The organism is Paraburkholderia translucens, assembly GCF_020881035.1.
In the GTDB taxonomy this organism is placed as follows: domain Bacteria; phylum Pseudomonadota; class Gammaproteobacteria; order Burkholderiales; family Burkholderiaceae; genus Paraburkholderia; species Paraburkholderia translucens.
In genome coordinates this window covers 134,293-158,379 of sequence record NZ_JAJITC010000015.1, presented here as the reverse complement: position 1 = coordinate 158,379, position 24,087 = coordinate 134,293, and the positions used below count along the sequence as shown (strand labels likewise).

Here is a 24,087-nt window from a genome sequence, read left to right as displayed (position 1 = left end):
GAGGAGATGCCCGTTATGCCTACTATCGACGACTTCTACCGTGTGGCCGCCGCGCCGCTGCATACATGGTTCGGCGCGCTGATCGTGATGGCAATCGTGACGATCGTGGCCATCGGCATTCACCGCTTCGGCGCGCGGATCGTGATGCGCCTCGCGCAGCCCTATCCGCTGACGAGAGTCGTGCTGCGCTACATCGACAAACCGTCGCTGTTCGCCCTCGTGATCCTCGTGTTCGCGTGGGTCTGGTCCGAGGCGCCCGATACCCTCAACTTCATCGAACCAATGCGCGACGTCACCGGCATCGCGCTGATCGCCGCGCTCACGTGGCTGTCGGTGCGCGTGGCCGCGGGGATCGGCGAAGCGATCGTCCGCGCCCATCCGCTCGATACCGCCGACAACCTGCACGCGCGCCGCATCCATACGCAGGCGCGCGTGCTTGCGCGCTCGGTGATGATCGTGATCGTCTTCATCGGCGTGGGCGGCGCCCTGATGACATTGCCGAACGTGCGCCAGATCGGCGCGAGCCTGCTCGCCTCGGCTGGTGTCGCCGGTCTGGTCGCCGGTATCGCGGCGCGGCCGGTGCTCGGCAATCTGATCGCCGGTTTGCAGATCGCGCTGTCGCAACCGATCCGCCTCGACGACGTCGTCGTCATTCAGAACGAGTGGGGGCGTATCGAGGAAATCACGGGCACTTACGTGTCGGTGCGGCTGTGGGATCAGCGCCGGCTGATCGTGCCGCTGCAATGGTTCATCGAGAATCCGTTCACGAACTGGACGCGCAGCAGCTCGCAGATCATCGGCACCGTATTCCTGTTCGTCGATTACCGGATGCCGCTCGCGCCGCTGCGCGAGGAACTCGCGCGCATCGTCGAGAGCGCGCCCGAGTGGGACCGCCGCGTGCAGGTGCTGCAGGTGACGGACTGCACCGAGCGCGCGATGCAACTGCGCGCGCTCGTGAGCGCGCCCGATTCCGGCCTCGCGTGGGACCTGCGCTGCCGCGTGCGCGAAGGACTGCTCGATTTCATTCACCGTCACTACCCCGAATATCTGCCGCGCGCGCGCGCCGAGGTGTCGGGGGCGCCGGAGACTGGCGGCGCGGGACCGACCGACTGGCAGCCGCGCAGCCGGCAGGCGCCGGCCGGCAGCACCGCCGCGCATACCGAGGCCGACCCGGTGGCGAGCCGCCTCGGCCGGCCTGGCACGGCCGAGGCCGCGCAGAAGGCGAAGGAGCAGGCGTAGCTGCACGTCGTGAATCGCGAATCGCGAATCGCCAATCGATGCGCGGGCATGTCGATTGCTACCGTTGGGGCGCACCACGTCCGCTCAGGGGGCGCGGGACGCGCAACGAACTACGGAGGAGATGCAACATGGGCCGACTGATCGTCGTGTCGAATCGCGTCGCGAAGCCGACGGAGACCAAAGGATCGGCGGGCGGACTCGCGGTCGGCGTGTTCGGCGCGCTGAAGGATGCAGGCGGTGTCTGGTTCGGCTGGAGCGGCGACGTGGTCAGCGAAACGATCGCCAACGCGGGGCCGATGCTGGAACAGGACGGCGCGGTGACCTTCGCGACCGTCGGCCTCACACGCAAGGACTACGACCAGTACTACCGCGGCTTCTCGAACGCGACCCTGTGGCCGGTGTTCCACTACCGCAACGACCTCGCGCGCTATGAGCGCGCGGAATACGCGGGCTATCGGCGCGTCAACGCATGGCTCGCGCACAAGCTGATGAAGCTGCTCGAACCCGACGACATCATCTGGATTCACGACTACCATCTGATCCCGTTCGCGGAGGCGCTGCGCAGCGAAGGCGTGACGAACCGGATCGGTTTCTTCCTGCATATTCCGTTTCCCGCCCCGCAGCTGCTGCTGAATATTCCACCGCATGAAGAGCTCGTGAAGTCGCTGTCGTGCTACGACCTGCTCGGGTTCCAGACCGTCACCGACCAGCAGGCGTTTCACGACTACGTGACGCGTCATGCGCGCGGCACGGTGAGCGCGAACGGCATCGTCGAGGCGTTCGGCCGTCGGCTGCGCACCGGCGTCTACCGCATCGGCGTGTTCCCCGACGAAATCGCCGAGCAGGCGAAGCGCTACGAAAGCCGCCAGCACGTGCTCGATCTGAAGCAGAGCCTCGAAGGACGCAAGCTGATCATGAGTGTCGACCGGCTCGATTATTCGAAAGGACTGGTCGAGCGGTTTCGCGCGTTCGAACTGCTGCTCGAACGCTCACCCGAATGGCGCGGCAACGTCACGCTCGTGCAGATCGCACCGCCCACGCGCTCGGACGTCGCGACCTATCAGAAGATCCGCCAGGATCTCGAATACGAAGCAGGGCGCATCAACGGCCGCTACTCGGGGCTCGACTACACGCCGATCCGCTACCTCAACCAGCAGTACGACCGCTGGAAGCTGATGTCGCTGTTTCGCGAGTCGCAGATCGGCTTCGTCACGCCGCTGCACGACGGCATGAACCTCGTCGCGAAAGAGTACGTCGCCGCGCAGAATCCCGACGATCCGGGCGTGCTCGTGCTGTCGATCTTCGCGGGCGCGGCCGCTGAGCTTTCCGGCGCGCTGCTCGTCAATCCGCACGACGCGATCGGCATGTGCGAAGCCCTGCAACGCGCGCTGCAGATGCCGCTCGATGCGCGCCGGCGGCGTCACGAGATCGACATGGCCGCGCTGCGTAAGAACGATCTCGGCGTGTGGCGCGATACTTTTCTCAACGATCTGCGCAGCGTGCCCGCGCGCGCTTCGGGCGAGGGCGGCGGCCACAAGTGATGTTGCCCGCTGTCACCGGATGTAAGCCGCATGTAACACCACCGAGCAATTGCAAGGCCTGCCGCTCTTTGCGCCCAGGCCAGGCAATACTGTCTGCAGCGACGATGCACACGACGCTCACGCGCGACGTGCATTGATCCAACGTCATGGCGCTGTCATACTCGCCATCGCCGACGGCACCGCGGGTTGCGCGCCAGCCGTCGGCTCACGGAGACACAATATGAAGATTGCGCAGATCGCCCCGCTGACCGAATCGGTGCCGCCGAAGCTTTACGGCGGTACGGAGCGCGTCGTGTCGTACATCACCGAAGCACTGGTCGAGCAGGGCCACGACGTGACGCTGTTCGCGAGCGGCGACTCGGTCACGAGCGCGAAGCTCGAACCGGTGTGGCCGCGCGCGCTGCGCCTCGACCCGGGCATTCGCGATCGCATCGCGCCGCATATGCTGCTGATGGAGCTCGTGCGCCGCCAGGCCGAAGAGTTCGACGTGCTGCATTTTCACCTCGACTACTACTCGTTCTCGGTGTTCAAGCGCCAGGACACGCCGTTCGTCACGACGATGCACGGCCGGCTCGATCTGCCCGAGCAGCAGCCGGTGTTCGACACGTTCAACACCGCGCCCGTGATCTCGATTTCGAATGCGCAGCGTCACCCGCTGCCGCAGGCGCACTGGCTCACCACCGTCTATCACGGCTTGCCGGAGCGGCTCTATACGCCGCAACCGGTCGAGCAGAAGTACCTCGCGTTTCTCGGCCGGATTTCGCCGGAAAAACGCGTCGATACGGCGATTCGCATCGCGGGCCGCTGCGGCTTGCCGATCCGCATCGCCGCCAAGGTCGATGCGGCCGACCGCGAATACTTCGAGCGCGATATCCGGCCCTTGCTCGACCTGCCGTACGTCGAGTACATCGGCGAGATTGCCGATCATCAGAAGGCCGAGTTTCTGTCGGGCGCGCATGCACTGCTGTTTCCGATCGACTGGCCGGAGCCATTTGGTCTCGTGATGATCGAGGCGATGGCGTGCGGCACGCCGGTCATTGCGTTCAACCGCGGCTCGGTGCCCGAAGTGCTCGAAGAGGGCGTGACCGGCTTTATCGTCGAGGACGAGATCGGCGCGGTGGCGGCCGTCAACCGCCTGCACCTGGTGTCGCGCGCGGGCGTGCGGCGGCGCTTCGAGGAACGCTTCACGTCGCACCGGATGGCGCGGCAGTATGTGGAGGTGTATCAGTCGATCATTCGAGCGCAGAAGCGCTCGAGGTTCAAGGTGGTCGATTCGTCGGGCGGCTGACGCGCGATCGTTGCAGAGGGCCGGCGAAGGGCGGCGCTGTGCGATGCGCAGCGTCGTCTTTGATGGGAGCCGGAGCCCCGCGGCAGCTCCTCAAAAAGCCGTGCGAAAACCCCAGTGGGGCGCTTCGCGCGGCCTTTGCCGCGATGCGATCGGGCGCGCGAGCCGGGGTGGTCAGATCTTCAGCCGCGTGACCTTCGTGCCTTGCAGCGACACGTCGCCCATCAGGCCCGCGTTGGTCAGCACGAACACCTGCACCGGCGCGGTGGCCGTGGTCGTGTCGATTGCGCCGTTCGCGCCGACCTTCACGAGCGCGACGGACGCATCGACGCCGGCCGACCACCCGTCCGCGTTACGGAATTTGTCGAGCGAATCCTGCGTCATGAACAGGAAGATGAGCGCCTTCGACTGCGCGCCCGCCGTCAGGCCAAACGAGCCCGACACGGTGCTGAAATAGCCGACGGTCGCGCCGCCCACACGCAATGCGCCTTCGCCGTACTGGCCGCCGACGATCAAGCCCGCCTGCAGCACCGAGGGGAACACCAGCACGCCGCGCGCCTTCGACACCAGCTCGCGCGAACCCGGCACGGTCGTAAACAGCTTGGACAACGTGCCGTCGACGCTCGCGTCGATCGCCTGTCGTTTCGAGGCGTCGATGTGGGCGTTCTCCGGCGTGCTGCCCGTCGTCGTGCACCCGGCGAGTGCAAGGCCTCCGAAAGCAAGCGCAGCGGTCGTCTTCAACATGAAGTGTCGTCTTTGCATCGTTGTTCTCCGTCGTGGATCCGGGGCGCAACCGTCGTGGTGCCGCCCGGTTGCCTCTCAGTTATAACACAGGCTAGTTCAAAAGGCGCGCCGCGCGACCACGCGAAAAGCCTTATGGAACAAGGCTTTGAGCCGGATCACAGGAGGCTGTGCAGTAACTTTGACCGGCCGCTGGCCCGGCGTCGAAGCACGCGTCGAGCGATGAGCGGACGGGGCGAGGCGGCAGAGCGCCCGAGGCGCCGGAATCTGCCGGCCGTTCGAACCGGGTGGGCGATGCGCCGCTTTTTACCGATTTTCGCGTGGCGCGGCGGGCCATCGACATGAAAATGAAAGTGTTGTTTCGATGCAGCGGAGTTGCAGCAGGGCGCTGGCGGGACGGCCGCCTCTCACCCGTGGTTCGCCGGACTTTTAACCGAGGGCGGGCGCCGCAGCGCGCGGCGCACCATGCCGATGATCGCGCCGATCGCGAACAGGATCGCCGCGGGCACGACCCAATAGCCGACGAATGCGTGCCACAGATAAGCGAACAGCGTCGAGCGGCGCACGCTGTATTCGTCGAGCGCGTCCTGCTGGCGCCGCGCGTTGGCCGCCAGCACGTCGGCCGGGCAGCCGGCGGCCTTCGCCTCGTCGGGCTTGCCGTGGCAATGCGCGGGCGCGCCGGCCGCGCGCTGCGCGTCGGTGAAATTCCAGGTGGTGAGCGCGCGGTCGAGATCGACCGCGTTGTACGACATTTCCTCGCGCATCTCGTTGACCGCGACGATCGCCACGGGCACGGCCCAGAAGACGATGACAAGCAACCACCGCCTTAACCAGCGGTTTTTATGCTTCGATACCATTCTTGCCTCCAATCGATGCTCGGTAGCATCAACGACAAGATGGCGGCCCGCATTCCTGATTAGTTCTATGTATGAGGGTGGGCCGTCTCCGCAGCCATCATAGAAGAAAACGGTGCGTTCCGGCGGCTGGACGGCGAAGGAGGGGACGCGATCGAAGCGTGTTGCGAGTGAATCGATGCACCGGCGCCGAGTTGATCGGGGGCGCCGGCGTGGGAGATGGCCAAGCCTGCGCTCAGTTGGCCGGCGCCGAGGACAGGCAGGTCTTCATGAACGCCTTGCGCTCGTCGCCCTTCTTGTCGGCCGCCTGCTTGTTACACATCTTCATCTTGTCCTGCTGGCTCATCGGCGCGGCGGCGGCGGGTTTCGCGGACAGACAGGTTTGCATGAACGCCTTGCGCTCGTCGCCTTTTTTGTCGCCGGCCTGCTTGTTGCAGTCGGCCATTTTGGTCTGCTGACTGTTCTCCGCAAACGCCGGCGATACGAGGACCGCGCCCAACACCAGCGTAGCGATAGCGGATCGAATCTTCATGGGACACTCCATCAGTGGTGATGAAAGGGTTGTCTGGTCATTCATGCACGCGGGTGACGACGGCATTCGGTGACCGCTCTGCGCATCCATTATGGCAAACGCCGTCTGCGAGAACGGGCGAAAATGCATGCTGGTTGACAGCGGTCTGCGTTCGCTTGCCCGGCACAGGGCGGCGGAAGCGCCGATGCAGCGCTTGAACGAGCCGAATGAACGGGAGTGCGAATTATCTTATGCGATGCAGGTTAATTGGCTCGTCTATTTCAAGTCGCATTGAAAGGAAATTCCACTACGTTCTATTGCGCTACGCTACTCAAGGGAATTGAAATTTCTGCATTGCTGCGAATGCAACTGAATAAAAAATCGTCATTAAATTCGGTGGGCATCGTTATGCGAAAAGCGTGACCGGCGGATGCCGCCGTGGGTCGATCTTCTCCAACCTCGCAAGGAGACTCACCATGCATTACCTGTTGATGTACGAGCTGGTGCCCGACTACCTGGAGCGACGCGGCGAGTACCGCGACGCACATCTGAAGCTCGCATGGGCCGCGGCAGGGCGCGGCGAACTCCTGCTCGCCGGCGCGCTCGCGGAGCCGACGGACGGTGCGGTGCTGCTTTTTTCCGGTGCGTCGCCGGCGGTCGCGGAAGCTTTTGCCAAAGCTGATCCCTACGTGCTTTCCGGACTCGTCACGCGTTGGCGTGTGCGCGAATGGACCACGGTGGTCGGCGAGCACGCATCGAACCCGGTGCGCGTTTGACCTCGCTCGAAATCGACGATCGGCCCGCCATCGAAACGCATTGAAATGCTTCCGGGTTCGGCAATCGCATTTCGAAAAGCTATTCGGCCTGCTTACGCGGCATTGTGCTTTGCAATACACCGATCCGACGCCAGATAAGCGGTAGCCTCTGTTACGCCAATACGAGAATCGACGCAGCGAAACCGACAATTTTGTTTCTTTCGGTAACAGATGTCTAAATTGTGTTCACGCCAAGGATCGGATGGTATGCTTCGTGCACAAATTTTCCCATGCACGAGTGAGACCGCGTTTTGTGCTTCGCAATAGGGATGAGCCGCACCACGTGTGGGCGGACTGTTCCGGCAAAGCGAACGGACAAAACAAATTTGTGCAACCGAGGGCCGCACACGGATCGTGAGAATTCGTGGCAGGCTCAACGCCGCTGCCAGGCCAGGCCGCGTGGAGAAAATCCAATGTTTTTCGACGAACTGAATAACGACGAATGGGCGTTGCTTGCGCCGCTCGTCTCTGACGAGCCGGCCGTCCGTCTGAACCGGCGTGGCCGGCCGCGCGCCGAACCGCGCATCGTGACGAATGCCGTGCTGTGGATTCTGACCACCGGCGAGCCGTGGTCGAAGCTGCCCGGCCGCTATCCGTCCGGTCCAACGTGCCGCCGCCGCTTTGAAGAGTGGCAACTGAACGGCACGCTGCTCGAAATGGTCCGTCTATTGTCGCAGCGTGGCCGCACGTTCGCGTACATTCCCCAACCGGCGCCGCCCGTTACGGCCAGACCCGCGGCACCGGTTGCGCAAACCCCGAGCCCGCGCGAAGACAACAGTCTGCGCGGCGTGTCGTGGAAGAGTCCCGAGTCGTGGCAGGCGCCGGGCGGCGCCAGCGCGCTGAGCCAATGGCGCACGGCCGATCCGATCGCCGACATCACGCGGCAGTTGTCCGGGCTTCACCACGCGGGGGCCGCCCACGCGGGGGCCGCCCATGCGGGGGCCCCTCACGCGGCATCCGCGCCCGCGGCGTCCGCAGCTGAGGCGGTGACGCACACCGAAGCCGCCGCTGGGCAGGGCGATACGACGAGCGTGACCGATGTCATGCCGCCCGCGCCCGATGCGCTTGGCGCGGCGAGCGCGCCGGTCTCGGCCGGCGAGCCGCGCCCCTCGCTATCGATGGTCCTCGCGCCGCGCGGCATGCAGGTCGCCGATTCGCGTGGCTATTTGATCTACGTGGTGGTCGAGGAAGTGCCGGGCGCGATGTATCGCGCGTGGGCGGAGATCATGAGGGACGGCAAGCGCGTCGAGCGCTCCGGCCTCATCGGTCCGCGCTTTGCCGATGCTCAGCACGCGCAGCAGTTCGCGCTCGACTGGGGGCGTCAGTGGATCGATCGCGAGAGCGCAACCGACGCGGCGGCCACGACGCTGACCCATGCAAGCGCCGAGTCCGCGTCAGCACCGGTGTCGGTCAACCCTGCGCAGCGAGCGGCGGGCCGTTTGTTGCCGGGCTCGCCTCATGTGCCGGAACCCCCGTCGGGCAAAAGCATGGCGAATTACACGGGAAATCACGGCGCGCCGTTGCACGCGCCGCTGAATTCATCGTCGCATGCACTGCGCGCGCCGGTGCGCCGCTATCCGTCCGACGCCGGTAGCGCGGGGGTGGCAAGCCCACCCGCGGTGACGACCGAAAGCAGCGCCACGGAGCGCTTTTCAGCCGCCTACAAGGAGCTCATCTCGTACGTGGGATGAACGCCCGGCGGTGCCCGTGGCCGCTTTACGCGGCCACAGGTTCTCGCTTCCGGATTGCGCCCGATCGTGCTTCACTTCCGTCCGTACGTATCGTCGAAGCGCACGATGTCGTCTTCGCCGAGGTACGAGCCCGACTGCACCTCGATCATTTCGAGTGGCATCTTGCCCGGGTTTTCGAGGCGATGCGTAACGCCGAGCGGAATATAGGCGGATTCGTTCTCGGACACGAGAAGCCGTTCCTCGCCGCGCGTGACGAGCGCGGTGCCGCGCACGACGATCCAGTGCTCCGCGCGGTGATGATGCATCTGCAACGAGAGCCGTGCGCCCGGTTTCACGACGATGCGCTTCACCTGAAAGCGCTCGCCGGTGTCGACGGAATCGTAGTTGCCCCACGGACGATGCACCTTGCGATGATTGGCCGCTTCGAGCCCGCCGTCTTCGCGAATCCGGTTGACGATCTTCTTGACGTCCTGCACGCGCGAGCGGTCGGCGACGAGAATCGCATCGGCGGTCTCGACCACGACGAGATCCTGCGTGCCGACGCAGGCGATCAGGCGCCCGTCGGAATGCGCGAAGGTCGAGTTGGCGCCTTCGAACATCACGCGTCCGCGGCCCACGTTGCGATCAGCGTCTTTCTCGGAGATGTCCCAGATCGCGTCCCACGAGCCGACGTCGGACCAGCCAGCCTGGAGCGGCACGACCACGCCGGGCGCGATGCCCTGGTCGCCGCCGAGCTGCTCCATCACCGCGTAGTCGATCGAATTCGACGGCGAGGCGCTGAACGCATCGCGTTGCAGCCGGAAGAAGTCGCCGTCCGACTTGCCGCCCGTGAAGGCCGCCTCGCACGCTTCGTAAATGGCCGGCTGGAAATGGCGGATCGCTTTGAGCCACGTCGAGGCGCGCATGATGAAGATGCCGCTGTTCCACCAGTACTCGCGCGATTCGACATAGCGTTGCGCGAGTTCCAGATGCGGCTTTTCGACGAAGCGGTCGAGCCGGTGCGCAACGAGGCGTTCAGGTGCTTCGGCATCCGTAGCATCCGGCGTGGCGGCACGATCGAGCGGCGCGCCGATGCGAATATAGCCATAACCGGTTTCCGGACGAGTGGGCACGATGCCCATCGTGACGATATGGCCAGCTGCCGCATGCTGCACGCCGGCGGCGACCGCCGCGTGAAAACCTTCGCTGTCGGAGACCACGTGATCGGCGGGCATCACGACCATGATGCCGTCTACGTCCTGGGCGGCGACGGACAAGGCAGCCACCGTCAGCGCGGGCGCGGTGTCACGGCCCACGGGCTCGAGTATCAGCCGGCTCGGCTTGCCGCTCGTGCGCAACTGCTCGGCCGTCGTGAAGCGTTGTTCCTCATTGGCCACGACCACGAGCTCGCCCGCGAGCGGGTAGCCCGCTTCCAGCAGGTCGAGACGGCGCGTTGTTGCTTGCAGCAGCGACTCTTCGCCGAGCAGGCCGATCAACTGCTTCGGATGCTGCTCGCGCGACATCGGCCACAGACGGGTGCCTGAGCCGCCCGCGAGAATCACGGGATGAACCTTGAGCTTGACGCTCGCCGCGGTTGAGGACACTGGCGATTGCGCGGGGGTGGGCCGGGTGCCGTTGGGCGTGACCGGAGCCGTAGCTGTCATGTGGATCTCCTCGAGACTGGATGAGTGCGTCGAGTTTTATCACGAAGTCGAGAATCAATAAAAGCGCGTTAAATACAATTCGGATAAAAAGCGCATATTCTTTATTCGAAATGCACGAAAAAATGACCGGCCAACTTATTAAAAAATAAAAATTACTTCAAAAAAATAGGCGAGCATTTTTTTACGCTTAATGATCGGCAAGAATGACTGCAAGCAGGTCGTGCGTGTCTCACAGACCAAGCTCGCATGAAAGGAGAGGCTGCGCTGAGGAAAGGCTCGAATCGTATGTGCGGATGCAGCGATCGAGCCGCGCCGCGGCAACAATTGCCGAACAAAACGTCAAAAAATTAGCGAAATATTGACCGATACAATTTGAGATATTTTGCAGCCTTGTCTTGTGAATTTTAATCCCGCTTTATTGAGCTATGTACAAGGGTATTCACTCATTTGGAGTCGGCTTTTCCGATCCTGGCATTCGGTCTCATTCAGGCAACAGGCAGAAGGGAAATAAAGAGCGCAATGACGCAACACCGGTGCGGCACCCATTTCAACCAGGCGACGGATCCCACTTGACTGACCAACAGAGAGGCGGCGCATGCTGAGCGTTCTAGCGAGAATCATCGATATCGCCATGGTCGCGCTCGGCGCGATGCTGGCGGCGGCTGTGCATAGCGGCAGGGTGGTCTGGCTCGACGACATGCAAAGCGTGTCGCTCGCATTCGGCTGCCTGCTCGTGGTGGTGTTCTTCCCGGCGCTCGGCATCTATCAGTCGTGGCGCGGCAAGCCGCTCTACGATCTGCTCTCGCGCGTGGCGGGCGGCTGGCTGATGGTCGAGGTGGCCGGCGTGCTGATCAGCTTCAGCGTGCATCGCTCGGACAGCCTGTCGCGGCTGTGGCTCGTGTACTGGGCGCTCGCATCGATCGTGCTGCTGGTCGTCACGAAGGTGATCGTCTATTCGATCCTGCGCGGGCTGCGCCGCGAGGGCTTCAATCAGCGCGCGGTCGCGATCGTCGGCGGCGCGCCCTACGGGCGCTTTCTGATCGAGCAGATGCGCAGCCGTCCCGAAGCGGGTTTTACGCCCGTCGTCGTATTCGACGAGGACAGCACGATCGGTCACGGCGAAGATGCGGACGCTGCGCACGCGATCGCGGGCGTGCCGGTCGAGCGCGACTATCAGCGCATGATTCAGCTCGTGCGGCAGCGCGCGATCCGCGAGTTGTGGCTCGCGCTGCCGATCTCGAAGGAGAAGGCGATCCATCGCTACGTGATGGATCTGCGCAACGACTTCGTGAACATCCGCTTCATTCCGGACGTCGGCAGCCTCACGCTGTTCAATCAGCCGATGGTCGAATTGCTCGGCGTGCCCGCGATCAACCTGGCCGCCTCGCCGATCACCGATCTGCGCGTGCTGCCCAAGCGCGTGTTCGACACTGTGTTCGCGCTCGCCGCGCTCACCGCACTCGCGCCGCTGATGCTCGTGATCGCGCTGATGGTGAAGCTCAGCTCGCCCGGACCGGTATTTTTTCGCCAGCGGCGCAAGGGCATCGACGGCCGCGAGTTCGAGATTTTCAAGTTCCGCTCGATGAAGGTCCACACGGAAGCGGCCGGCCAGGTCACCCAGGCGACGCGGCGCGATCCGCGCATCACCGCGGTCGGCGCGTTTCTGCGCCGCACGAGCCTCGACGAGCTGCCGCAGTTCATCAACGTGCTGCGCGGCGAGATGTCGGTGGTGGGTCCCCGTCCGCATGCGCTCGAGCACGACGACATCTACAAGGATCTGGTGAAGGGCTACATGCACCGCTACCGGATCAAGCCGGGCATCACCGGCTGGGCACAGATCAACGGTTATCGCGGCGAAACCGATCGCATCGAAAAGATGATGGGCCGCGTGAAGCTCGATCTGTACTACATGCAGCACTGGACCTTCTGGCTCGACATCAAGATCGTCGTGCTGACGCTGTGGAAGGGCTTCGCGGGCAGCAACGCCTATTGAACGTGGTGCGCCGGGCCGCGCCGATGCCACGCATCGCGCGAGCGCATTCCTGAATCAACTTCATTTATCGAGGTGCAATCCATGAACCTGACGATCATCGGTAGCGGCTATGTCGGCCTCGTGACCGGCGCGTGTCTGGCCGACATCGGCCACGACGTGTTCTGTCTCGACGTCGACGAGCGCAAGATCGACGTGCTCAACAACGGTGGCGTGCCAATTCACGAGCCGGGGCTGCAGGAGATCATCGCGCGCAATCGCCGCGCGAAGCGCCTGACGTTTTCCACCGACGTCGAGGCTGCAGTCGCGCACGGCGACATCCAGTTCATCGCGGTCGGCACGCCGGCCGACGAGGACGGCTCCGCCGATCTGCAATACGTGCTCGCGGCAGCACGCAACATCGGCCGCCATATGAACGGCTTCAAGGTGATCGTCGACAAATCGACGGTGCCGGTCGGCACCGCCTCGCGCGTGCGCGAAGTGGTCGCCGCGGAGTTGGCCGCACGCGGGGCGGAGCACATGTTCTCGGTCGTGTCGAATCCGGAGTTCCTGAAGGAGGGCGCGGCAGTGGAGGACTTCACGCGGCCCGATCGCATCGTGCTCGGCTGCGACGAAGACGTGCCCGGCGAAAGGGCGCGCGAGCTGATGAAGCGCCTGTATGCGCCGTTCAACCGCAATCGCGAGCGCACGCTGTACATGGACGTGCGTTCCGCCGAATTCACCAAGTACGCGGCCAACGCGATGCTCGCGACGCGCATCTCGTACATGAACGAGCTTGCGAATCTGGCCGATCGTATCGGCGCCGATATCGAGGCGGTGCGCCGTGGTATCGGCTCCGATCCGCGCATCGGCTATGACTTCCTCTACGCCGGTTGCGGCTATGGCGGCTCGTGCTTTCCGAAGGACGTGCAGGCGCTGATCCGCACCGCGGCCGATCAGGGTGCGAACCTGCGCATTCTCGAAGCGGTGGAAGCGGTCAACGACGCGCAAAAGCACATCCTCGCGCAGAAGATCGTCGCGCGTCTCGGCGAGGATCTGACGGGCCGCACGTTCGGCGTGTGGGGCCTCGCATTCAAGCCGAACACCGACGACATGCGCGCGGCGCCGAGCCGCGAGCTGATCGCCGGGCTGCTGCGCCGTGGCGCGCGCGTGAAGGCCTACGACCCGGTCTCGATCGACGAAGCGAAACGCGTGTTCGCGCTCGATCTGAAGGACGTGCCGCAGCAGCATGCGCGCCTGTCGTTCGTGAACGACGAGATGGAAGCGGTGAGCGGCGTCGATGCGCTCGTGATCATGACCGAATGGAAAGTTTTCAAGAGCCCGGACTTCGATGCGCTCAAGCGCATGCTGAAAACGCCTTTGATTTTCGACGGCCGCAATTTGTACGAGCCGGACGTGCTGCTCGAACTCGGCATCGAGTATCACGCGATCGGCCGGCGGCATGCGCTGCGCAATGCGCCGGCTCGGGTCGGCGCGCACGGATTGGTGCCGGAGGCGGAAGCGGCCGGCCGCTAAGGCCGCCGTGATTGCCGCAGGACCGACCGCCCGAACGATGCAAGCCGAGCACCGCGCCACGAAGGATTCCGCCATGTTCGAGAACGTTCTGATCGTGTGCCACGCCAACGTGTGCCGCTCGCCCGCCGCCGAGATGCTGTTCAAGGCAGTTCAGGCGCGCGTCCCGCGTGGACGCGCCGCGCCGATCGCGTTTCATTCGGCGGGCATTCGCGCGGTGAACGGCAACGGCATGGACCCGGTGATGCGGCGCCTGCTCGCTGAGCGCGGCGTCGCCGCGGACAATCACCACGCGCGGCGTCTCGACCGCTCGCTCGTGCGGGCGGCCGATCTCGTGCTGGTGAGCGAGCGCGCCCAGGTGGGCGAGGTCGAAGCACTCGATCCCGCCGCGCGCGGCAAGGTTTATCCGCTCGGCAAGTGGGAAGCCGACTCGGACGTCGCCGATCCGCACGGCCGCGCGGAAGACGAATACAGAAAGAGTCTCGTGCTCATCGAACATCTGGTCATGGGATGGCTGAAGAAAATATGCTGAAGAAAACCCTCGTTGCACATTCATGCGCGAGCTTGCGCGCAAAGCTCGCCGCCTCGCTTCTGCTGACGTCTATTCTGTCGGCCTGCGCGACCGCACCAGGCAACTATCTCGACACCTCGCGGCTCGAGGACCACGATCAGCCGTCGAGCGAAACCTATCCCGTTCATCTGATCGACGGCAACCTGATCATGGCGCAGGCGAAGGCCGCCGCCGAACAACAGCAACCGCTGCCGCCGTCGGCGCTGCCCGACCGGTCTCACTACGTGTACCACCTCGCGCCGCAGGACATTCTCGGCATCACCGTGTGGGATCACCCCGAGCTGACCACGCCGCAGGGCAGTACCTTGTCATCGGGCGGCAATACCACGCAGACGATCGCGGGTGCCCTGCAGCAGCCGTACACGGCGGCCTTGCCGGGCCAGGCCGATCCGTACGGCCAGACCATCGCCGCCGACGGCACGATCTTTTTCCCGTTCGTCGGCCGCATCCAGGCGGCGGGCAAGACCACGAGCGAGCTGCGCGAGCAGCTCACCAAAGGCCTCGTGCGCTTCATCCGCGATCCGCAGGTCGACGTGCGCGTGCTGTCTTATCGCAGCCAGAAGGTGCAGGTCACCGGCGAAGTGAAGCAGCCGGGACCGCTTGCGATCAGCGACGTGCCGCTTTCGCTGGTCGACGCGATTACGCGCTCGGGCGGCACGAACCCGGACGCCGACATCCAGCGCGTGCGCCTCACGCGCAACCACAAGCTCTATGTGCTCGACGCCGATCGCATGCTCGATCAGGGCGACACCACGCAGGACGTGATGCTGCAGAACGGCGACGTGGTCAACGTGCCGGACCGCACCGACAGCCGCATCTTCGTGATGGGTGAAGTGAAGACGCCAATCCAGGTGCCGATCATCCGTGGGCGCATGACGATCGCCGACGCGCTCACGCAGAGTGGCGGCATCACGAACACCGACGCCAACCCGCGCCAGATCTTCGTGATGCGCGGCATGCGCGAGCATCCGACCACGCCCGAGGTGTTCCGCCTCGACATGACGCAGCCCGACTCGATCATGCTGTGCTCGCAGTTCCAGTTGCAGCCGCTCGACGTCGTGTACGTGGGCACCGCCGCATCGACGACGTTCAACCGCGTGTTGAACCAGGTGCTGCCGAGCGTGCAGACGCTGTTCTATCTGAAGCAGCTGACGCGCTGAGCGTCCTGGCTGAAAGCGCGTTCCGCGCCGCTGTCATGCGGGCGGCGCGGGATGCGCAACGAAAGCAGAAGTACCGCTGACGCGAAAGCCGAAGCCAACGACACGGGATCGAACTGTGAGCAATCAACTCTCTCCACACATGGCTGGTCCGATCAAGACCGAAGAAGAAGACGTCGTCCTCGGACAACTGGTGCAGGTGATTCTCGACGACATCTGGTGGCTGCTCGCCATCACCGCGATCATCATCACGATGGCGGTCGCGTACTGCTACCTCGCCAAGCCGATCTATTCGGCCGATGCGCACGTACGCGTCGAGCAGTCCGACAACACGTCGCAGGCGCTCACGCAGACGCAGACGGGCGCCGCGATCACGAGCGGCTCGACATCGCTGCCGACCGACGCCGAAATCGAAATCATCAAGAGCCGCGGCGTGGTCGGCCCGGTCGTGCAGCAGCTGAAGCTCAATTTCAGCGTCACCCCGAAAACGATTCCGCTGCTCGGCAACATCGCCGCGCGCCTCGCGACGCCGGGCCAGCCCGCGCGAGCGTGGCTTGGGCTCACGTCGTACGCATGGGGCGGCGAAAACGTCGATGTCGATTCGATCGACGTGACGCCGTCGCTCGAAGGCGAGAAATTGCTGCTGCGGGTGATCGACGCGCAGCACTATGAACTGTTCGCGCCGAACGGCTCGCTGCTGCTGCGCGGGCAGGTCGGCCGGCAGGCGCAGGGCGGCGGCGTGACGATGCTGGTCAATGCGCTCGTCGCGCGGCCGGGGCAGGAGTTCACCGTCGTGCGCTCGAACGATCTCGACGCGATCACCGCGTTCCAGTCGGCGATCACGGTGCAGGAGCAGGGCAAGCAGACCGGCGTGATCCAGATCTCGCTGGAGGACAAGAGTCCCGAGCATGCGGCGCTGGTCGCCAATGCGCTTGCACAGTCGTATTTGCGCCAGCACGTGTCGAACAAGCAGGCCGACGCGAGCAAGATGCTCGACTTCCTGAAGAGCGAGGAGCCGCGCCTGAAGGCCGACCTCGAACGCGCGGAAGCGGCGCTGACCGCGTATCAGCGGCAGTCCGGCTCGATCAACGCGAGCGACGAGGCGAAGGTCTACCTCGAAGGCAGCGTGCAGTACGAGCAGCAGATCGCCGCCTTGCGTCTGCAGATGACGCAGCTCGCCGAGCGCTACGGCGACGACCACCCGACGCTGGTCGCCGCGCGTCAGCAGATGGCCGAGCTGCAGGCGCAGCGCGCCAAATACGCCGACCGTTTCCGCGATCTGCCCGCGACCGAAGTGAAGGCCGTGCAGTTGCAGCGCGACGCGAAGGTCGCCGAAGACATCTACGTGCTGCTGCTCAATCGCGTGCAGGAACTGTCGGTGCAGAAGGCCGGCACGGGCGGCAACGTGCATATCGTCGACGCCGCGCTGCGGCCCGGCGCGCCGGTCAAGCCGAAGAAGCTGCTGATCATCTCGGCGGCCGTGATTCTCGGGCTGATCGCCGGTACCGGCTTCGTGTTCGTGCGGCGCAATCTGTTCAAGGGTATCGACGACCCCGACCACGTCGAGCGCGCCTTCCATCTGCCGGTGTTCGGTCTCGTGCCGCACAGCGCCGAGCAGGTGCAGCTCGAAAACAGCTACACGCGCGGCGGCGAACGGCTGCGTCCGGTGCTCGCGAATGCGCGGCCGAGGGACGTGACGATCGAAAGTCTGCGCAGCCTGCGCACCGCGATGCAGTTCACGCTGATGGACGCCCGCAACCGCATCGTGATGCTGACGGGCCCGATGGCCGGCGTCGGCAAGAGCTTCCTCAGCGTGAACCTCGCGATGCTGCTCGCGCATTCGGGCAAGCGCGTGCTGTTGATCGACGGCGACATGCGGCGCGGCGCGCTCGAACGCCAGGTGGGCGGCGTGCAGGAAAACGGCCTGTCCGAACTGCTGAGCGGCCAGATCTCGCTGGAGGAAGCGATTCGTGCTTCGGAGATCGAGAACCTGAGCTTCATCTCGTGCGGCCGCCGTCCGCCGAATCCGTCCGAGCTGCTGATGTCGCCGCGTCTGCCGCAGTACCTCGACGGCCTCGCGAAACGCTACGACGCGATCCTGATCGACACGCCGCCGGTGCTCGCGGTGACCGACGCGTCGATCATCGGGGCGTATGCGGGCTCGACGCTCTTTGTCATGCGCTCGGGCATGCACAGCGAGGTGGAGATCGCCGATGCACTGAAGCGGCTGCGCGCGGCGGGCGTGCACGTCAAGGGCGGCATCTTCAACGGCATGCCGCCGCGCTCGCGCCTCGGCTACGACCGCGGCTACGCGGCGACGCAAGAATACCTGAGCGCATGACGCAAGCTGACCCTCGAGAGGACATCACGATGAAAGTGACGGTACTGGTACCCACTTACCGCCGCCCGGCCGATCTCGCGCGCTGCCTCGCGGCGCTCGCGCGGCAATCGCGTGCGCCCGACGAAGTGATCGTGGTCGCACGCGTGGACGACGACGCGACCCATGCGTGCCTGCGCGATCCGTCCGCGCGCGGCAGCCTGCCGCTCGTAATCGCGCCGGTCGACGTGCCCGGCCAGGTCGCGGCCCTCAATCGCGGGCTCGATGCCGCGAGCGGCGACGTGATCGCCATCACCGACGACGACGCCGCGCCGCACCGCGACTGGGTCGAGCGCATCGCGGCCGCGTTCGAAGCCGACGCGCGCCTGGGCGCGCTGGGCGGGCGCGACTGGGTGCACGAAAAAGGCCGCGTGCTCGACGGCGAACGGCCGCTGGTCGGCAAGGTGACGGTGCACGGCAAGATCATCGGCAACCATCATCTGGGCGTCGGCGGCGCGCGCGAGGTCGACATCCTGAAGGGCGCCAACATGAGCTACCGGCGCGACGCGGTGCGCACGATCCGCTTCGACCCCCGTTTGCGCGGCGCGGGCGCGCAGGTGCACAACGACATGGCCTTCAGCCTCGCGGTGAAGAACGCGGGCTGGAAGCTGGTCTACGACCCGCAGGTCGCGGTCGATCATTTCCCGGCCGAACGTTTCGACGACGACAAACGCGACGCGCAGACGATGGCCGCGCTACGCAACGCCGCATTCAACTTTCATCTGATCCTGCGCGACCAGTTGCCGCCGCTGCGCCGGGAAACCGCGTGGTGGTGGTGGACCCTGGTCGGCACGCGGCTTTATCCCGGGCTCACGCATGCGGCGCTCGCGCTGCTGTCGAAACAGGCGCCGCTGCGGCTGTCGCGCTGGCGCGCGGTGCGCGACGGCGCGCGCGAGGCGCGCCGCGCGTTGTCGTGACGCGTACGAGCCGCGAGGCCTCTTTCCACCGGCAGAGCGGAGTGTCTGCATGACTACGAAGGTTCACGTTCATCTGTTTTACGGCGCCGATCCGCGCTTTTATCGTAAGGGCGACGACATCGGCTGCCTGTACGGCTATCACCATGCGCAGTCCGAAGCATTCGCGCTGACCTATTCGCAGGACGCGCGCGAGAGCCGGCCAGTGCGGCTCGTGCGTCGCGCGCTGAAGGCCGCGCTCGGCTTCGATTTCATTCATAGCTGGCGCAATCGCGCGGAGATGCTGCGCTCGGACGTGATCTGGACGCATACCGAGCAGGAGTGGCTGTCCGCCGCGCTGATGCTGCTGCTGTGCGGCCGCAAGGCGGGGCCGGAGGCCTCGCCGCTCCTGCTCGCGCAAAGCGTGTGGCTGCTCGACAAGTGGCCGTCGTACGGCTTCGCGCGCAAATGGCTGTATCGCAAGCTGATGAAGCGCGCGGATCGTCTGACGACGCTCGCGAGCGAGAACGCCGGGCTGTGCCAGGACTATTTCCAGCGCGACGCGACGCCGCTCCTGTACGGCCTGAACACGCGCGACTTCCCGGTCAGCCCGCCCACCCGCTGGACGCCGCACACGCCGTTGCGCATCGCGGCGATAGGCAACGATCGCGACCGCGACTGGGAAACGCTGATCAAGGCATTCGGCAACGATGCGCGCTACACGGTGAAGCTCGCGACGCGGCGGCGCATTCCGGCGTCGCTGCGCGCGTCGAACGTCGAGATCGCGTTGTTCTCGGGCATCAGGAAGCAGCACGAGCTGTACGACTGGGCCGACGTGATCGTCGTGCCGCTGCGGCCGAACTCGCACGCGTCGGGCATCACGGTGATGCTCGAAGCGGCGGCGGTCGGCAAGCCGATGGTCGCGACCGACGTCGGCGCGCTGCGCGATTATTTTCCCGCCGGCGAAGCCGCCTACGTGCCGCCGTTCGATCCGCAGGCGTTGCGCGATGCGGTCGCGCGGTTCGCCGCTGAGCCGCACGAGGCGTTGCGCCAGGCGCAGGCGGCCGCGGCCGGCCTGCTCGCGCGCGATCTGACCACGCAGCACTACGCGATGCAGCATGTGCGCGTCACGCGCGAGATGCTGAGTGCGCGGGGGCAGGCGAGCGTGCACGCCGACGCGGCCCCGCAGCGGCAACAGGCCGCGCAGGTCCGCACGCGCGAATCCCGCGGAGGCCTGTAAGCCATGTCGACGATTCCGCGCGCGAGCCCGCTGCCGCCGAGCGGCGCCGGACTGCTGTCCGGCGGCCCGCAGGAATGGCTGCCGCCGCTGCTGCTGTGGCTGATCACCGCGGTGCTGATCGTCGCGCATCAGGGCACGGTGCTCACGCTCGCCTTTCCGGGGCTCGCGATCCTGACGGGCCTGTGGCTCTACTTCAAGAGCCCGGCGCGCTACCTCGGCTTCATGTGGTGGCTGTGGTTCCTGAGCCCCGAAGTGCGGCGTCTCGCCGACTGGTCCAAGGGCGGATTCACGCCGACGAGCCTGATTCAGGTCGCTCCGCTCGCGGTGACGATGATCAGCGGCCTGTCGCTGCTGCGCTACTACCGGCTGCTCGCGCAGCGCCGCGGGTTGCCCGTGCTGCTGATCCTGCTGGGCCTCGTCTACGCGTTCCTGATCGGTGTGATGTCGAGCGGCCCGCTCGCGGCCACCTACGACCTCGCGAACTGGCTCTTTCCGATCCTGATCGGCTTTCACATCATGGCGCACACGCGCCAGTATCCGCAGTATCGCGACACGATCGTGAACACGTTCATCTGGGGCATGCTGGTGATGGGCGGCTACGGGCTGATCCAGTTTTTCATCATGCCGCCGTGGGACGTGCTATGGATGCTCGGCTCGCAGATGAACTCGCAGGGCGACCCGGTGCCGATGGGCGTGCGCGTGTTCAGCACGATGAATTCGTCGGGACCGTTCGCGTTCGCGATGATGGGCGCGATGGTCTTCGTGATGGCCGCGCAGCACCGCGTGCGCTGGATCGCCGCGGCGCTCGGCTTCTTCTCGTTCGCGCTGAGCCTCGTACGCTCGACATGGGGCGGCTGGGTCATCGCACTCCTGATCCAGCTCGTCAAGTCGAACAACAAGGTGCGCGTGCGCATCGTCGCGAGCGCGGTGCTGCTGGCCGGTTTGTGCGTGCCGCTGCTCGCGGTCGGCCCGGTGGCCGAACGGATGCAGGCGCGGCTCAACACGATCGTCAATCTGCATGACGACCAGAGCTATGCGGCGCGCAACGAGTTCTATGCGACCTTCGCGAAGACCGCATTTACCGACGTTTCCGGCGAAGGCATGGGCGCGACCGGCACGTCCACGAAACTTTCCAACGACGGCGGCCAGCTCGGCCAGTACGGCAACTTCGACAGCGGCGTGATGAACATTCCGTTCGTACTCGGCTGGCCCGGCACGCTGCTCTACATGTCCGGCATCGTGTGGCTGCTGACGCGCGCGGTGCTCGCCTCGTTCAGGCTGCGCGACGACAAGTTCGTCTCGGCGTGCATGAGCCTGTGTCTCGCCATCTTCGCGATGCTCGTGTTCACGAACTCGCTGGTCGGCACCGGCGGCCTGCTGCTTTTCATGAGCGCTTTTTCGATTCTTTCCGCGGTCCACTACGAAAAAATGAACCGCGCACGCACGCTATTTCTCCACGGAGGCACGCATTGAGAGTTGCCATTGTCACGCACGTAGTGCGCCATAACGACGGCCAGGGGCGCGTCAACCACGAAATCGCGCGCGCGGCGCTCGACGAGAACATCCGCGTGACGCTGGTCGCGTCGCACGTGGCGCCCGAGCTGCTCGCGCATCCGAACGTGCGCTGGGCGCCGGTGAAGATCGGCCGCTGGTGGCCGACCAATCTGCTGCGCCAGCAGGTCTTCGCGGCGAAAAGCGCGCTGTGGCTGCGCGCGCATCGCCGCGACTACGACGTGCTGCACGTCAACGGCTTCATCACGTGGATGCACGCCGACGTCAATACCTCGCACTTCGTGCATAGCGGCTGGTTCGCGAGCAAGTACTACCCGTTCGGCCTCACGAAGGGCGTGTGGTCCGCGTACCAGTCGGTCTACACGCGCTGCAACGCGTTGCTCGAGCGCTGGGCATACCGGCGCTCCAAGGTGATCACCGCCGTGTCGCAGAAGGTCGCCGATGAAATCCGCGCGATCGGCCTCACGCCGCGCAACCGCGTGGACGTCATCTACAACGGCGTCGACACGCAGGGCTTCGCCGCGGCGAGCGGGGACCGCGCAAAGTTCGGCTTGCCTTCCCAGGCGTTCCTGCTGCTGTTCGTCGGCGATCTGCGCACGCCGCGCAAGAATCTCGGCACCGTGCTCGCCGCGTTGAAGCATCTGCCCGAGCACGTGCAGATCGCGGTGGCCGGCTTTCTGCCGGGCAGCCCGTATCCGGACGAGGCGAAGGCGCTTGGCATCGCGCATCGCGTGCATTTTCTCGGACTCGTGAAGGAGATGCCGGTGCTGATGCATTCGGTCGATGCCTTCGTGTTCCCGTCGCGCTACGAAGCGATGAGCCTGTCGCTGCTCGAAGCGATGGCGGCGGGGCTGCCCGTCGTGACCGCGCGCACCGCGGGCGGCGCCGAGATCATCACGCCCGAGTGCGGCATCGTGCTCGACGATCCCGACGATCCGCAAGCGCTCGCGCGAGCGGTCGCGCAACTGGCCGGCGACGACATCGCGCGCCGCGCGATGGGCCGTGCCGCGAGCGAACTCGCGACCGGCTTTGGCTGGGCGCGCATGGCCGCGCAATACATCGCGCTGTACCGGCAACTGGCCGGGCAGCAGGAAAACCGCCGGCGCGGTCAGACGGAAGCGCCGGCCCTCCCGCAGAACGATGCGCTGAGGCAAAACCATCTGGCCGGACAGAAAAGCGCGGAATGACCGCGCGGACCGCGCGATCCACGCATCGACCTCACGACAAACCGCAAACAACGCACAGGGGCACACCTACATGACGACTGGCTCAATCAAATCACTGCAGATCGGGATGCACTGGTTTCCCGAACGCGCGGGCGGCCTCGACCGCATGTACTACTCGCTGGTCGGCGCGCTGCCGGGCGCGGGCGTCGCGGTGCGCGGCGTCGTCGCCGGCTCGCCGAAAGTCGCGGCCGATACCAACGGTGCGATCAACGGCTTCGGTTCCGCCGCGCAATCGCTGCCGTTGCGGCTGATGGCGGCACGCCGCGCGTTGCGCCACGAAGTCCGCACGTCGCGGCCCGACGTGATTTCGTCGCACTTCGCGCTCTATACGTTTCCGGGGCTCGACGTGACGCGTGGCATTCCGCAGGTCTCGCATTTCCAGGGGCCGTGGGCCGACGAGAGCCACGTCGAAGGCGCCGATTCGCTCGGCCAGCGCGCGAAGCGATATCTGGAGCAGTCGGTGTACGCGCGCTCGTCGCGGCTGATCGTGCTGTCCGACGCGTTCGGCAAGATCCTCACGACGCGCTACGGCATCTCGCCGGAACGCGTGCGCGTGGTGCCGGGCTGCGTCGACGTCGAGCAGTTCAATCTGCCGCTCACGCAGGCCGAGGCGCGTTTGCGGCTGCAATTGCCGCAGGACCGGCCGATCGTGCTCGCGGTGCGGCGCCTCGTGCGGCGCATGGGACTGGAAGACCTGATCGATGCGGTGAAGCTGGTGAAACGCAGCTCGCCCGACGTGCTGTTGCTGATCGCGGGCAAGGGCCGGCTCGAAGGCGAGCTACAGGCGCGCATCGACGACGCGGGGCTCGAGCACAACGTGAGGCTGCTCGGCTTCGTGCCCGATCAGCATCTGGCGGCACTGTATCGTGCGGCCAATATCAGTGTCGTGCCGACCGTCGCGCTGGAAGGCTTCGGGTTGATCACGGTCGAATCGCTGGCGTCGGGCACCCCGGTGCTGGTGACGCCGGTCGGCGGATTGCCGGAGGCGGTGGCCGGGTTGTCGCCGGACCTGGTGTTGCCGGAGACCGGCGCGCAGGCAATCGCCGCGGGTCTGACCGGCGCGCTGAACGGCACGCTGAAGCTGCCCGATTCCGACGCGTGCCGCCGCTATGCGCGCGAGCACTTCGACAACGCGGTGATCGCGAAGCGGGTCGCCGCGGTCTATGCCGAGGCGATCGCAGGGGACGCGTTGCATTGAAGCGCCGCGGCAGCGGGGCGAGCGAATCGGAACGAGGCGAGGCACCGAACGTTGCGAGCGGACCTCGCATCGATGTCGCTTTCGGCCTCTG

At 65.5% G+C, this 24,087-nt stretch carries 19 protein-coding genes; 15 read left to right on the top strand and 4 right to left on the bottom strand.

Features of this window, described 5'->3' with window-relative positions; translation table 11 throughout:
* Positions 1 to 15: 15 nt before the first annotated feature.
* From LJ655_RS24355 to LJ655_RS24345, 3 genes are all read left to right on the top strand, one after another.
* Positions 16 to 1,239: a mechanosensitive ion channel family protein gene (locus LJ655_RS24355; protein WP_230563768.1), complete on the top strand. Its 1,224-nt coding sequence runs from the start codon at positions 16 to 18 to the stop codon at positions 1,237 to 1,239.
* Positions 1,240 to 1,367: 128 nt separating this feature from the next.
* Positions 1,368 to 2,780 (top strand): alpha,alpha-trehalose-phosphate synthase (UDP-forming), encoded by a 1,413-nt coding sequence (otsA, locus tag LJ655_RS24350; RefSeq protein ID WP_230563767.1) that lies wholly within the window; start codon positions 1,368 to 1,370, stop codon positions 2,778 to 2,780.
* Positions 2,781 to 3,000: 220 nt separating this feature from the next.
* Positions 3,001 to 4,068, top strand: a complete 1,068-nt coding sequence (locus LJ655_RS24345; RefSeq protein WP_230563766.1) for a glycosyltransferase family 4 protein — start codon at positions 3,001 to 3,003, stop codon at positions 4,066 to 4,068.
* A 171-nt stretch (positions 4,069 to 4,239) separates the two neighbouring features.
* On the opposite strand, the gene LJ655_RS24340 is transcribed toward LJ655_RS24345, so the two are convergent.
* The 3 genes from LJ655_RS24340 to LJ655_RS24330 all read right to left on the bottom strand — a co-directional run bounded on the left by LJ655_RS24340 (position 4,240) and on the right by LJ655_RS24330 (position 6,192).
* On the bottom strand, positions 4,240 to 4,827 hold the full coding sequence (locus LJ655_RS24340) for a BPSL1445 family SYLF domain-containing lipoprotein (protein WP_230563765.1): 588 nt from the start codon (positions 4,825 to 4,827) through the stop codon (positions 4,240 to 4,242).
* Between the two features lie 386 nt (positions 4,828 to 5,213).
* A complete protein-coding gene (locus tag LJ655_RS24335; RefSeq protein WP_230563764.1) occupies positions 5,214 to 5,663 on the bottom strand; it encodes a hypothetical protein in 450 nt (149 codons plus the stop codon).
* Positions 5,664 to 5,895: 232 nt separating this feature from the next.
* Positions 5,896 to 6,192 (bottom strand): PsiF family protein, encoded by a 297-nt coding sequence (locus LJ655_RS24330; protein WP_230563763.1) that lies wholly within the window; start codon positions 6,190 to 6,192, stop codon positions 5,896 to 5,898.
* Positions 6,193 to 6,647: 455 nt separating this feature from the next.
* Here LJ655_RS24330 and LJ655_RS24325 point away from each other — a divergent pair, with 455 nt between their 5' ends.
* Positions 6,648 to 6,947, top strand: coding sequence for a YciI-like protein (locus LJ655_RS24325; protein WP_230563762.1), 300 nt, complete (start codon positions 6,648 to 6,650; stop codon positions 6,945 to 6,947).
* A 452-nt stretch (positions 6,948 to 7,399) separates the two neighbouring features.
* Complete coding sequence (locus LJ655_RS24320; RefSeq protein WP_230563761.1) at positions 7,400 to 8,677, top strand: transposase; 1,278 nt, start codon at positions 7,400 to 7,402, stop codon at positions 8,675 to 8,677.
* Positions 8,678 to 8,748: 71 nt separating this feature from the next.
* On the opposite strand, the gene LJ655_RS24315 is transcribed toward LJ655_RS24320, so the two are convergent.
* Positions 8,749 to 10,320, bottom strand: a complete 1,572-nt coding sequence (locus LJ655_RS24315; protein ID WP_230563760.1) for a mannose-1-phosphate guanylyltransferase/mannose-6-phosphate isomerase — start codon at positions 10,318 to 10,320, stop codon at positions 8,749 to 8,751.
* A 595-nt stretch (positions 10,321 to 10,915) separates the two neighbouring features.
* Here LJ655_RS24315 and LJ655_RS24310 point away from each other — a divergent pair.
* From LJ655_RS24310 to LJ655_RS24265, 10 genes are all read left to right on the top strand, one after another.
* Positions 10,916 to 12,313 carry an undecaprenyl-phosphate glucose phosphotransferase gene (locus LJ655_RS24310; RefSeq protein ID WP_230563759.1) on the top strand — a complete coding sequence of 466 codons (1,398 nt, stop codon included), beginning with the start codon at positions 10,916 to 10,918 and terminating at the stop codon, positions 12,311 to 12,313.
* 81 nt (positions 12,314 to 12,394) lie between these two features.
* Positions 12,395 to 13,825 carry a UDP-glucose dehydrogenase family protein gene (locus LJ655_RS24305; RefSeq protein ID WP_230563758.1) on the top strand — a complete coding sequence of 477 codons (1,431 nt, stop codon included), beginning with the start codon at positions 12,395 to 12,397 and terminating at the stop codon, positions 13,823 to 13,825.
* A gap of 73 nt (positions 13,826 to 13,898) precedes the next feature.
* On the top strand, positions 13,899 to 14,354 hold the full coding sequence (locus LJ655_RS24300; RefSeq protein ID WP_230563757.1) for an arsenate reductase/protein-tyrosine-phosphatase family protein: 456 nt from the start codon (positions 13,899 to 13,901) through the stop codon (positions 14,352 to 14,354).
* Positions 14,348 to 15,553: a polysaccharide biosynthesis/export family protein gene (locus tag LJ655_RS24295; RefSeq protein WP_230563756.1), complete on the top strand. Its 1,206-nt coding sequence runs from the start codon at positions 14,348 to 14,350 to the stop codon at positions 15,551 to 15,553. Before LJ655_RS24300 ends, LJ655_RS24295 begins: the two co-directional genes overlap by 7 nt.
* 139 nt (positions 15,554 to 15,692) lie before the next feature.
* Positions 15,693 to 17,891 carry a polysaccharide biosynthesis tyrosine autokinase gene (locus LJ655_RS24290; protein ID WP_230563782.1) on the top strand — a complete coding sequence of 733 codons (2,199 nt, stop codon included), beginning with the start codon at positions 15,693 to 15,695 and terminating at the stop codon, positions 17,889 to 17,891.
* Positions 17,892 to 17,920: 29 nt separating this feature from the next.
* Positions 17,921 to 18,844, top strand: coding sequence for a glycosyltransferase family 2 protein (locus LJ655_RS24285; RefSeq protein WP_230563755.1), 924 nt, complete (start codon positions 17,921 to 17,923; stop codon positions 18,842 to 18,844).
* Between the two features lie 49 nt (positions 18,845 to 18,893).
* Positions 18,894 to 20,060: a glycosyltransferase family 4 protein gene (locus LJ655_RS24280; protein ID WP_230563754.1), complete on the top strand. Its 1,167-nt coding sequence runs from the start codon at positions 18,894 to 18,896 to the stop codon at positions 20,058 to 20,060.
* A gap of 3 nt (positions 20,061 to 20,063) precedes the next feature.
* A complete protein-coding gene (locus LJ655_RS24275) occupies positions 20,064 to 21,533 on the top strand; it encodes a glucose-6-phosphate isomerase (RefSeq protein WP_230563753.1) in 1,470 nt (489 codons plus the stop codon).
* Positions 21,530 to 22,759, top strand: coding sequence for a glycosyltransferase family 4 protein (locus tag LJ655_RS24270; RefSeq protein ID WP_230563752.1), 1,230 nt, complete (start codon positions 21,530 to 21,532; stop codon positions 22,757 to 22,759). Before LJ655_RS24275 ends, LJ655_RS24270 begins: the two co-directional genes overlap by 4 nt.
* A 70-nt stretch (positions 22,760 to 22,829) precedes the next feature.
* Complete coding sequence (locus tag LJ655_RS24265) at positions 22,830 to 23,996, top strand: glycosyltransferase family 4 protein (RefSeq protein WP_230563751.1); 1,167 nt, start codon at positions 22,830 to 22,832, stop codon at positions 23,994 to 23,996.
* Positions 23,997 to 24,087 lie beyond the last annotated feature (91 nt).